The following is an 11,410-nucleotide window of genomic DNA, read 5'->3' on the forward strand; positions in this document are numbered from 1 at the left end:
AGCGCGCCCGCGGCCACCGCCCCGGCGGCCGCCGCGGCGACCGAGGATGTGAAGGCCGAGCCGGCCAAGCCGGAAAGCGCCAAACCCGCGCCGCAGAAGCCGGCGCGGGCGAAACGAGGTAAGGCGCCGATGCCCTCGTGGGAGGACGTGCTGCTCGGGGTGCGCAGCTCCGGGCACTGATTTCCGGCTCCGAACGGGCCGAGGCGAATACGCGGCGCAGGCATCCGGCTTGTGCCGCGTTCTCGTACCGGCCGTCCCGGCCCGAAGGAGGCGGACGAATTCGCGGCCGACCATTGTGAAACGGGGCTTGACACGCGTTCGCCGGTGCCCGAAGCGCCGGTGTTTACGCTGTTGGGGGAGTAGATTTCCGGTATGCGCCCGATTTGCCTCGGGTCCGCAGCGAGCAGGCCGCGGTAGCGGAAACGGTTCGGTCCCGCGAGTTGCTCGGGAGTAACTACGCTTACCCGTTCGAGCTCGGGAGGTGTCGCAGGTGCCGTCCACAGCCTCGTCGATCTGGTACGTCGATGATCCCGACCCCGCCGCCGTTCTCCGCTCCCACGCCGATCCCGATCCGGAGGCCGCTTTCGCCCTGGCCAAGCAGCTCAACCCCGATCACGATGTGGTGCCCGCCGCGTCGGGCAGCCTGAAGGTGTGGGCCGGCCCGGATCCCGGGTCGGTGTTCATCGGTTGCTTTCCGGGCGTCACCGTCGTCTGCACGGTGCAGGCGGCGCGCAGTCGTCCCAGGCAGCTGCCGGAACCGCTGATTCGGCCGTTGGCCTCGGAACACACCTACCTCGTCGCTTACGATGTGCCGCTCGGCTGGGGTGCGTTCGCCCATTGGGAGCGTGGCGAATTCCGGCGATCGTTCAGCGCCACCCGGGTGCACATCGTCGAGGACGAAGGGTTGCCGCTGGTCTGGGAGCGGTCGTACTGGGCGGGGGAGCATCCGATCCGGTTGCGGCCCGGGGATTTTCCCGATCCGCAGATTCTGCCCTTCGATCCACCCGAATTCGCCGATGCGGCCAACGAACAGTGGCTCGGATTCCGGTACCGCACCGGGGCGTCCGACGACGCACTGCATCCGGACCGGATCCCGGTGTGCGGCTTCAGCCTCTATCCCGCCGGGCAGGCGCCGGCGCTGCCACCGCAGGAACCGTCCGTGTCGATCCCGGCGGGCCGGCGCTGGCTGGGCTGGCTGCGCGGGCGCGATCGGGTGTCGTGAGCGGGACGCTCACCGGGATGCCGCGGCGATCAGCAGGATCAGCCACCCGAGCAGCACCCCGGCGCCGATCCCGGCCAGCACCCACCGGGTGACCGGAGTGTTCCGCCAGCGCCACGCGGTGGGGGCGGTACCGGCGGCCGCGATCACGTTCACCGCGACCGCCAGCGTCCAATGCACCTGCGCCAGCGCGATTCCGAACGAGTACACCCCGGCCGCGGTGAGGGCGGCGACGAATACACTCACCGCCACCCCGGCCGCCCACGGGGTCGGCTCGGCGGGCGGGAGGTCGGGACCGCCGGTGGATGGAGTCACGAGGTCCGCACCCTTTCGTAGAACGCCATCGCGGCCGCGGTCGCGACGTTGAGCGAATCGGTTCCGGGTGTCATCGGGATGCGGGCGCGAATATCGCAGGCGCGCATCGCCGCTTCGGTCAGCCCCGGGCCCTCCGCGCCGAGCAGTAGGGCCACCCGGTCGCCGGTCATCGCGGTCGCGAGGTTCACCGCGGTCGGCGAGGGGGTGAGTGCGATGATCCGAAACCCCTGCTCACGCAGGGTGTGCAGGCCGTCCGGCCAGGTCGGCAGCGCGGCGAACGGAACTCGCAGCACATGCCCCATCGAGACCCGCACCGCCCGCCGGTACAGCGGATCGGCACAGCGATCACCGAACAGCACCGCATCGGCGCCGAGCCCGGCAGCGTTGCGGAAGATCGCGCCGATGTTCTCGTGATCGTTGACGCCCTCCAGCACCGCCACCGTGCGCGCGGTGGGCAGGATCTCCTCCGGCAGCAGCTCCGGCGGCCGGTAGGCGGCGGCCAGCACGCCGCGGTTGAGATGGAATCCGACGATCTCGGCCATCACCTCCGCGTTCACCCGGAAATACGGAACGTCCACCCCGGCGAGGTCCGCCGCGAGCTGATCGAAGCGGCGACCCACCCCGAGGAGCGCGAACGGCCGGAACTGCGAGGCCAACATGCGCTGTACGACTACCACACCCTCCGCGATGACCAGGCCTTTCCCGCCCGGCAGATCGGGGCGGCGATCAGCGGAATTGAGGTCGCGGAAGTCGGCGACCCGGGGGTCGCCGGGGTCGACGATATCGATCACGTGGGCCACGGCCACCTATCCTGCACCCTGGCCCGGAATCCGGCGGAGCCAACTGTCGGCCAGAACACGGTTTGGCCGGCAACGCTATGGTGAACTCTTTATTGGTTTATCCACCGAACGATTTATCCATCGCAACGGAAGAGGACGCATGACCAAGCCGGAAGTCGAGTTCCAGGAAGGCCCCGCGCCCACCACGCTGGAAGTCAAGGATCTGGTCGAGGGCGAAGGTGCCGAAGCGGTACCCGGCGGCACCGTCGAGGTGCACTACGTGGGAGTCGAATACGACACCGGCGAGGAGTTCGATTCGTCCTGGAACCGCGGTGAATCCATCACCTTCCCGCTGCGCGGCCTGATCCAGGGCTGGCAGGAAGGTATTCCGGGCATGAAGGTCGGTGGCCGTCGTCAGCTGACCATCCCGCCGGAGCTGGCCTACGGTCCGGCCGGTGCCGGGCATCCGCTGTCGGGCAAGACCCTCGTCTTCGTCATCGACCTGGTCAACGTCGTCGAGTAAGTCGATCGCGTAACCCGCCGCCGGATCGGTTGTCATTGCCGGACGATCTCGACGGGATCGGACAGATTCGTCGCCAGCGCCGACTGCTGAGACGAACCGGCCGCCGGTAACGCGGTGAGGGCCTTACCGGTCTGGTCGGTCAGATTCGCCGAGATCTGCCGCATCTGGGTGATTCCGCCGCTCACCGCCTGCAGGGCCGCCTGCAATTGGGTGCGCGCCTGATCCGTGAGTTGCGGGATCCCCTCGATCAATTCCGCCCCGCGGTCGAGCTGACCGCTCGCGTCGGTGAGGCGACCGGCGGCATCGCGCAGCACGGTGCCGAGGCCGGTGTCCGGATCGGTGCTACTGCCGGTCAATCGGGCCACCCCGGTCAACTGGGCATCGGCGTGACCCGCGATCGAGCGCAGTGCCTCGAGCTTGCCGATGACATCGGCGACCCGCGGGTCGCCCGCGAACGGCAACGCCCGCAGCAGCGGCAGCACCTGGTCGAGCCCGGTGCTCATCGCCGCCGCACTGCTGCCGATCTGGCCGAGGGTCACGCCGGTGGCGTCGAAGGCGCCGGCCAGGCTGTTCGCCTGCGTGGTGGCCTGCGCGAGGGTGGTCCGGACCTGACCGAGCTGAGCGGTCAGTGCGCTCGCGCCGGATTCCGCGGAATCCAGGAAGCCGAGCATCTGCTGGGCGCCGCCGCTGAACTGGCCGGCCGCGTCCGCGGCGGTGCGTACCCCCACGTCGAGCAGCTGTGAGGTGAATGCGGCCTGCTGCATCGAACCGCGCGCGGTGGACACCGCCGCCAACGTGCGATCCACACCGGCGGCGGCGATGCGGCGGGTCACCTCGGCGACGGCATCGTCCACCGCGGCGGTATCGGCGCGGTCGTTGGTCGCGACGGTGACCTGTGCGCGATGCGGGCGCGCGGTGGCGAGGGTGTCCAGCGACGAGCTCAGATCGGCGGGCAGCGTGATCACCGCGGCGTGGTCGGCGGCGGATGCGCCGGGGGCGGCGACGGTCCACTGCGCGCCGCCGGCGTCCTGCAGTGCTCGGACGATCCGGGCGCCCGTCGGACCGGTATCGGTGTCGACGATCGCGATATCCGTGGGTGCGTCGGCGTTGCGCGCGAGCAACACCCCACCCGTCACCGCGCTCGCGGCCACCAGGACCACCGATCCGACCACCATCCAGCGAAAACGTCTATTTGCCACGTGCTTCGACGGTAGCGGCGCGGAATGCGTAACGGCTGGCGGAAATCTGAGGGTTCTGTGAGGGTCGGACCGTTCAGCGTTCGGTGTCGCCGGGCGCGGGGGCGGGCACCGGACGATCCGGCAGTTCCAGCACCAGTCGCACGCCGCCCAGTGTGCCGTCGTCGAAATAGGCTCGGCCGCCGTGCAATTGGGCCTGCTGAGCGACCAGCGCCAGGCCGAGTCCGGAGCCGCCCTTGGTGGCGCTCGCGCCGCGGATGAAGCGGTCGAACACGGTCCGGCGTTCCTCCGGGGGGATGCCGGCGCCGTTGTCGTCGACCGAGATCACGATCCGGCCGTCGGGCCGGCGATGCGCCGAGACCAGCGCCTGGGTCGCGCCCCCGTGGCGGGCCGAGTTGGTCAGCGCATTGTCCACCGCCAGGCGCAGGCCGGTCGGCAGGCCGCGGGTGACCAACTCCGGATCGGTATCGATCCGCACGGTGAGCTCGGGGAAATGCCGCATCGCGTCGTGTGCGGCGTGGTCGACCAGATCGGCGACGTCGGTTTCGACGTGGTCGCGTTCGTCGGTCAGCTCACCGGCGGCCAGGCGTTCCAGCGCGGCCAGCGTGGCCTCCACTCGGCCCTGACTGCGGTGCAGATCGTCGAGGATCTCCGCGCGCTGCTGCTCGTCGAGGTCGAGGGTGCGCAGCACCTCGAGATCGGTGCGCATCGCGGTGAGCGGGGTGCGCAGCTCATGGGCGGAGACGGCGGCGAAATCCCGGGCCGTCTCCAGCGCCGCCGCGGTCTCGGCCTGGGCGTGCTGGACGCGTTCCAGCAGCGAATTGACCGCGTCGGAAAGCTTTTCGGCCTCCCAGACGCCCGAACCGTCGACCCCGACCGCGGCCTTGCTCGTTCCGCTGCGGGTACTCACCTGCCGGGTCAGGTCCCGGATCGGACGCACCGCGCTACCGCCGAACACCCAGCCGAGCCCGGCCGCGGCGGCCACCGCCAACCCGGCCGCGAACAACACCCAGCGCCGCTGTTCGGACATGGTGTGGTAGGCGTCGGTCAGTGGGATGCCGATCGAGACGGTCCGGCCCGCGGGCTGATTGTCGGTGGTGGTCAGCACGCGAAACGGGGTGCCGTCCAAGGTGACCGTCCGGGAGCCGGGCTCCTCGGCGGGGAGGCGCACGCTGGTGGACGCCACGATCTCGCCGTGATCGCGGACCGTCACGGCGATGTCCTTGTTCGGTCCGACCAGCGACAGCACCCCCACCGCGATCAACGGTTGCATCAGCACGATCCGCGAGGCGATGGTCAATTCCTGATCGGCCTGGGCGAGGTTGGTCCGGCCCAGCGCCACCACCGTCACCCAGCTCAGTACGGCGGTGATGATGATCGCGCCCAGCGCCGCCGCGCCGGCCACCCTGGTGCGCAGCGAAAACGAGCGGCGCCCGAAGCGCCGCCGGCCCGATTCGGCGGCGTCGGCGCTCGCTGCCGGAAACGGCGAAGCAGATGCGGGCAGATGAGATTCCGTCATCCGCGGTTCCGTCGCTCGCCCGAACGGCCGGCGGGCGGCGATGGGAATCCGCCGGGCCGAATCATTTCGGAGTCCGTAGCACGAAGCCGACGCCACGGATGGTGTGCAGCAGTCGCGGGGTGCCATCGGCCTCGAGCTTGCGGCGCAGATAGCCGACGAACACGTCCACCACATTGGTATCCGCGGCGAAGTCGTAACCCCACACCAATTCCAGCAGTCGCTCCCGGCTCAACACCACGCCCGCGTTGCGAGCCAGGGTGGACAGCAACTCGAATTCGCGCTTGGTGAGCTCGATTTCGTTGCCGTGCAACAGTGCGCGGTATCCGGCCACGTCGATCTGCAAGGGGCCCACCGTGATCGAACCCGGCGCCGCGGCGGGCGCGGTGTCGGTGCGCCGCCGCAGCAGGGCCCGGATCCGCGCCACCAATTCCTTCAGGACGAACGGTTTCACCAGATAGTCGTCGGCACCGGACTCCAGCCCGGCGATCCGATCGTCGACCGAACTGCGGGCGGACAGGACGCAGATCGGGACCTCGTTACCCATCGCCCGCAGCGCGGTGACCACCCCGGCGCCGTCCAGTACCGGCATGTTCATGTCGAGCACGATGGCATCCGGCGACTGTTCGGCGACGCAGCGCAGGGCGGCCGCTCCGTCCCGGGCGATCACCACCCGGAACCCCGACAGGCGCAGGCCGCGCTCCACCGAGGACAGCACGTCCTCGTCGTCGTCGACCACCAGCACCGTCGGATTCTCGCTGCTCGTCACGGTGTGCAGTGTAATTTGACCCGTGCCCGGTCGCGGCGGGGTCGGTGGCGCGGGGCGCGTGTCAGTAGTTGTGGCAGGAACCCGCGACTTCCTGAATCGTCCGGCTCAGACCCGCCGCCCGGGGATCCTGTTGGGCGCGCTGCGCTTCGTCGGGGTGCTGGGCGAGGTACTGCTGGAATTCGGCCCGGCGCTGCTCGACCGGCTGATCGAATTTCGCCTGCAATTCGGCCTTCTGGTCGGGGTTGGCGTCCAGGATCGAGGCCAGCTGCGGAGCCTTGTCGTGCAGCGCCGCATCGACCTGAGCGAAGCTGCAGGTCGAATTCAGCAGTGGCGCAACCAGTTCGGTCGGGTCGGCGGACGCGGTGCCCGGAACCAGCAGGGCGGCTCCGGCGGCCAGGCCCGCCACGGTGAGGCCGGCGGCGGCAAATCCTCGAATGCGCATGATCGTCTCTCCCTGTGCGTCGGCACGTTCGTGTTCGGCACCGTATCGCCGGAGTCTGGGGCGCGCGTGAACTGTTTCTGAGAACACCATGAGCGTGCCCGGCGGCGATCAGGAACCGATACTCGAGCCGTTCGTGGTCGCGGCGGGATCGGCGCCGGTCTCGGCCGGGGGATCGGCGGTCGGGTCGGTTCCGGCCAGCAGCTGATCCTCCAGCGCGATCAGCACGGCCGGATCCTCGATGGTGGCCGGCATCTCCCAGGTCTCGCCGGAGGCGATCTGGCGGATCGTGCGGCGCAGGATCTTGCCGGAACGGGTCTTGGGCAGCGCGCGGACCACGGTCACATCGTGCAGGGTCGCGATGGCGCCGATCTGTTCGCGCACGCGCGCGATCAGTTCCGCCCGCAGCTGTGCCAACTCGATGTCGGCCCCGGTCTTGAGGACCACGTAGGCGATCGGCCGTTGCCCCTTCAGCTCGTCGGGGACCCCGATCACCGCGGTTTCGGCGACCGCCGGATGGCCCGAGATCGCGGCCTCGATCCCACCGGCCGAGAGCCGATGCCCCGCCATGTTGATCACGTCGTCGCTGCGGCCCAGGACGTACAGATAGCCGTCCTCGTCGAAGAATCCGGAGTCGCCGGTGAGGTAGTGGCCCGGATAGGCGGACAGATACGACCGGGTGAAGCGCTCGTCGTCGCGCCACAGGCCGGTCAGCGATCCCGGCGGCAGCGGCAGGCCGATCACGATATTGCCCTCGGATCCGGCGGCCACGGCATCGCCCTCGTAGTCGAGGACGCGGATTCGGTAACCGGGAACCGGGACCGAGGCCGAACCGGGCTTGATCGGCAATTCCTGCAGCCCCAGCGGGTTCGCGCAAACCGGCCAGCCGGTTTCGGTCTGCCACCAGTGGTCCACCACCGGGCAGTCGGGCAGATCGGCCAGTACGGTTTCCCGCGTCCATTCGTAGGTCGCCGGATCCAGCCGCTCCCCGGCGCAGAACAGCGCGCGCAGCGAGGACAGGTCGTGGCGGCGGGCCAGGGCGGCGTCCGGATCGGCGCGGCGGATCGCGCGCAGCGCGGTGGGCGCGGTGAACATCACGTGCACGCCGTACTGCTCGACCAGCCGCCAGTAGGTCCCGGAATCCGGCGTACCGATCGGTTTGCCTTCGAACAACACGGTCGTCGCCCCGACCAGCAGCGGGGCGTAGACGATATAGGAGTGCCCGACCACCCAGCCGATATCGGAGGTGGTCAACATGACCTGACCGGGCGAGACGTCGTAGATGTTGCGCATCGACCACGCCAGGGCGACCGCGTGTCCGCCGTTGTCGCGCACCACGCCCTTGGGCTTACCGGTGGTACCCGAGGTGTAGAGGATGTAGAGCGGATCGGTGGCGGCGACCGGAACCGGATCCGCCGGTTCGGCGTCGCGGACCATGTCCTCCCAGTCCAGCCAGCGCGCGGCCACGGTCGCGGTGGAGTCGGGCAGGCTGTCGGTGGCCGGTTGCGGGGCCGGGAACCGGATGGTCGGAAATCCCTCGCGCTGTTTGACCACGACCGTGCGCGGCGCGGTGGTCTGCACCTGGTCGAGGGCCTGCAGCACGATGGGCGGGTACTCGAGTCGCTTACCGGGTTCGAGCCCGCCGGAGGCCGTGACGATCAGCACCGGTTCGGCGTCGTCGATGCGGGCGGCCAGTTCGTGGGCGGCGAAGCCGCCGAAGACCACCGAATGCACCGCGCCGATGCGGGCGCAGGCCAGCATCGCGATCACGGCCTCGGGGATCATCGGCATGTAGATGACGACCCGATCACCGGTGCGGACGCCGAGGCGCAGCATGGCGCCGGCGAACTGCGCCACCTCGGCCAGCAGTTCGGCGTAGGTGTAGACGGCTGTGGCGCCCGTCATAGCGGAGTCATATATTAAGGCGGGCTGATTCGCGCGGCCGCCCGTTTTGTCCGATGTGAGCGAGCCGGCGACGCCCTCGGTATCGTTCTCGGTCGAGGCGGGATCGGCTGTGAGATCGCGCACATGACGATCGAGGGCGTTGTAGGAGGTGTTGAGGCGAGCATCGGGAAACCACCGAGCCGTGGTGTCGAGGATCTGAGTGGGCGCAACGTCCCAGCTGATCGCCTCGGCCGCGGTGCGCCAGAAGTCCGACGGATCGACCAGGCTGGTCTGATAGGTGGGCCGGTACTCCTGCTTCGCGTTCAACCGTATGACTCCCTGCCTCGCATCGATGCCCGCCTCGATAGATCAGCCTGATTGTGGCAGACTTCACGCGACGTCCGGGCGGCCGCCGCGACCTTTGATTTTGGCTGGAACAGCCAGGTCAACGGCTGGTGGTTGCCAAGAGGTCACACAAGAAGTTATTGATCCGTTAGAATCGCATGTCACCTATTTCGGCCGTCATGGACGCAATTTCTCGGCCAGCCGCAGTTCCCGGCCCGTTCTGCTTATCGAGCCGCGCGTGCGATCGTGGAGGCTCGCCGATGGCGCGTGGCTGGGGCCAGTTTGGAAAGTGAGTTGGAGATGCGTGACGCCGCTAGGCCCGTTGGGAAGCGCTGGGCGCTCGGCAACTGGGACCTGCGCTGGAAGGTTACGGCTGTGCTGGCCGTGCCGCTGCTCGTCGCGGTGGTGCTCGGTGCTTCCAGGATCGCGTCCGAGTTCAGTGACTCGAGCCACCTGGACCAGGCGGTCGGGCATGTCGAGGCGATTCCGGCCGTCACCGGCCTGAGTGGTGCCGCGGCCACGGTCGCGGGCGGTCAGATGGCCGCGATCAGTCCGACCCAGTCGTTGGTGCAGGACGCCGACCTGACCAGGTTGGATGCCGCCATCCAGACCGCGCAGAAGGCTGCGGGCAAATTGGACGGCGTCCCCGGCGCCCGCGATTCGATCGAGCAGATGATCAAGGGCGCGCAGGCGGTGCGCGACCAGGGCACCAAGCCCTCCCCGGTACTGAACGACGCGATCGCCCAGGAAGAGGCGATCCGTCAGAACAGCGTCCGCACGGTCGAGGAGATCGTCTCCACCATCTCCGACCCCGGCGTCGACGCCGCCAAGCTGCGCCTGGTCGACTCACTGAACACCCGCGCGGTGATGGTGCAGGAGATCGCGGCCTCGGCCAAGACCCTGGGCGGCGACGCCAAGGGCGGCCTGCACGACTTCCAGGTCGCGGCGAACACCGAGAAGTACATGCTGGACCTGCTGGCCAAGCGTCTGCCCGACGGCGATCCCACGATCGCCGAGCTGAACGGCCTGCTGCAGAACCGGATCTCGATGACCAGCGGTCCCTCGGTCGACGTCGGCCAGCTGCCGCTGATGGATATCAAACAGTCCCTGGTGGACAGCCTGAACGGCTACACCAAGATCGTCGGCCAGGCCACCCAGGACATCACTTCGCGAGTGAACGACCTGGCGGGTAACGCCCGGGCCGGTGCCATCCAGTACGCGGTCATCGTCGTGCTGACGATTCTGGCGGCGTTGATCTTCGCGGTGCTGGTGGCCCGGGCGATGATCGTGCCGCTGCGCAAGCTGCGCCTGGCCGCGCTGCGGGTCGCCGAGCACGACCTCGGCTACGAGGTCTCGCGCCTGCGCGACGGCGCCAGTCCCGAGGATGTGCCGCTGGAGCCGATGCCGGTGCACACCGAGGAGGAGGTCGGTCAGCTCGCGCGCGCCGTCGACGACATCCACGGGCAGGCGCTGCGGCTGGCGGCGGATCAGGCCGCGATGCGTACCCAGGTCAACGACATGTTCGAGACCCTGGCTCGCCGATCGAAGTCGCTGGTCGATCATCAGCTCTCGCTGATCGAGGCGATGGAGTACGACGAGAAGGACCCGCGCCTGCTGGAGAACCTCTTCCGGCTGGACCACCTCGCCGCTCGTATGCGCCGAAACGGCGACAACCTGTTGATTCTCGCCGGCACCCGGCAGCGGCGGTCGAAGTCCGCCCCGGTCGAGATCGCCGACGTGCTGCGCGCCGCGATCTCCGAGGTCGAGGACTACGAGCGCGTCAAACTGGGCGCCACCCCGCGCGGCTCCGTCACCGAACCGGCCGCCTCCGACCTGGCGCACCTGTTCGCCGAGCTGCTGGACAACGCGCTGCGGGCCTCGCCGCCGGAGACCGACGTGAAGTTCACCTTCGCCCAGGCCGAGGATCAGGGCCTGCTGATCGAGGTGGCCGACCGCGGTATCGGTATGCCGCCCGCGGAGATGGCGGCGATCAACCGCCGCCTGGAATCGACCGCCGAGGTCGGTCCGGACACCGCGCGGCACATGGGTCTGTTCGTGGTCGGCCGGCTGGCCGAGCGGCACGGACTCAGTGTGCGTCTGCGCCCGACCTTCGACACCGCGCGCGACCCGGGTGTCACCGTGACCGTGCATGTGCCGAAGGCGATCATCGTGGCGCCGTCCGGCGGCTCGCTCGCGGTTCCGGCCTCGCAGTCGGGTGAGCAGATGTCGGTGCCGACGCAGCGGCCGACGCCGTCGTCGATGCAGATGCGCGGGGTTACCCGGACGCCGAGCGGGAACGTGATGGTCACCGTGGATCCGGGCGTGAGTGGTCCGATTCCGGTCACCCCCGCCGCGGATTCCGGCGACGATCGCACCGTACGGACCAACGGCGCCGCGGCCTCCGGTAACGGCGCCGGGCCCGGTG

At 69.3% G+C, this 11,410-nt stretch carries 11 protein-coding genes; 4 read left to right on the forward strand and 7 right to left on the reverse strand.

Annotated features, from left to right (window positions below; translation table 11 throughout):
- Together sepH and ON37_RS03300 are read left to right on the forward strand one after the other, a co-directional pair.
- Positions 1 to 180: septation protein SepH (sepH, locus tag ON37_RS33965; protein ID WP_040716484.1), on the forward strand; the 180-nt coding region annotated here is incomplete at its 5' end.
- A gap of 310 nt (positions 181 to 490) precedes the next feature.
- Positions 491 to 1,222 carry a DUF6928 family protein gene (locus ON37_RS03300; RefSeq protein WP_040716508.1) on the forward strand — a complete coding sequence of 244 codons (732 nt, stop codon included), beginning with the start codon at positions 491 to 493 and terminating at the stop codon, positions 1,220 to 1,222.
- Between the two features lie 9 nt (positions 1,223 to 1,231).
- Here ON37_RS03300 and ON37_RS03305 read toward each other — a convergent pair whose 3' ends face one another.
- A complete protein-coding gene (locus ON37_RS03305; RefSeq protein ID WP_051031110.1) occupies positions 1,232 to 1,534 on the reverse strand; it encodes a DUF2537 domain-containing protein in 303 nt (100 codons plus the stop codon).
- Positions 1,531 to 2,334: a TrmH family RNA methyltransferase gene (locus ON37_RS03310; RefSeq protein WP_040716521.1), complete on the reverse strand. Its 804-nt coding sequence runs from the start codon at positions 2,332 to 2,334 to the stop codon at positions 1,531 to 1,533. Before ON37_RS03310 ends, ON37_RS03305 begins: the two co-directional genes overlap by 4 nt.
- A gap of 139 nt (positions 2,335 to 2,473) precedes the next feature.
- On the opposite strand from ON37_RS03310, the gene ON37_RS03315 reads away from it, so the two are divergent.
- Positions 2,474 to 2,836, forward strand: coding sequence for an FKBP-type peptidyl-prolyl cis-trans isomerase (locus tag ON37_RS03315; RefSeq protein WP_040716488.1), 363 nt, complete (start codon positions 2,474 to 2,476; stop codon positions 2,834 to 2,836).
- Between the two features lie 32 nt (positions 2,837 to 2,868).
- Here ON37_RS03315 and ON37_RS03320 read toward each other — a convergent pair whose 3' ends face one another.
- The 5 genes from ON37_RS03320 to ON37_RS03340 form a co-directional block, all read right to left on the reverse strand.
- On the reverse strand, positions 2,869 to 4,035 hold the full coding sequence (locus tag ON37_RS03320) for a YhgE/Pip domain-containing protein (RefSeq protein WP_085997215.1): 1,167 nt from the start codon (positions 4,033 to 4,035) through the stop codon (positions 2,869 to 2,871).
- Positions 4,036 to 4,108: 73 nt separating this feature from the next.
- A complete protein-coding gene (locus ON37_RS03325; protein WP_174362063.1) occupies positions 4,109 to 5,551 on the reverse strand; it encodes a sensor histidine kinase in 1,443 nt (480 codons plus the stop codon).
- 61 nt (positions 5,552 to 5,612) lie between these two features.
- Entirely contained in the window at positions 5,613 to 6,317 is a 705-nt protein-coding gene (locus ON37_RS03330; RefSeq protein ID WP_040716500.1) for a response regulator transcription factor, read from the reverse strand.
- 61 nt (positions 6,318 to 6,378) lie between these two features.
- Positions 6,379 to 6,759: a hemophore-related protein gene (locus ON37_RS03335; protein WP_051031114.1), complete on the reverse strand. Its 381-nt coding sequence runs from the start codon at positions 6,757 to 6,759 to the stop codon at positions 6,379 to 6,381.
- A 108-nt stretch (positions 6,760 to 6,867) separates the two neighbouring features.
- Positions 6,868 to 8,967, reverse strand: a complete 2,100-nt coding sequence (locus tag ON37_RS03340; protein ID WP_083892694.1) for an AMP-binding protein — start codon at positions 8,965 to 8,967, stop codon at positions 6,868 to 6,870.
- A gap of 318 nt (positions 8,968 to 9,285) precedes the next feature.
- On the opposite strand from ON37_RS03340, the gene ON37_RS03345 reads away from it, so the two are divergent.
- The coding region (locus ON37_RS03345) for an ATP-binding protein (RefSeq protein ID WP_157171334.1) at positions 9,286 to 11,410 on the forward strand (2,125 nt) is incomplete at its 3' end.

Source organism: Nocardia veterana NBRC 100344, assembly GCF_000308855.1.
In the GTDB taxonomy this organism is placed as follows: Bacteria; Actinomycetota; Actinomycetes; order Mycobacteriales; family Mycobacteriaceae; genus Nocardia; species Nocardia veterana.

Excerpts from the sequence above, each read along its gene's own strand:
- ON37_RS03325 (WP_174362063.1), bottom strand. The coding sequence starts at position 5,551 with ATGACGGAATCTCATCTGCCCGCATCTGCTTCGCCGTTTCCGGCAGCG.
- ON37_RS03335 (WP_051031114.1), bottom strand. The coding sequence starts at position 6,759 with ATGCGCATTCGAGGATTTGCCGCCGCCGGCCTCACCGTGGCGGGCCTG.
- ON37_RS03315 (WP_040716488.1), top strand. The coding sequence starts at position 2,474 with ATGACCAAGCCGGAAGTCGAGTTCCAGGAAGGCCCCGCGCCCACCACG.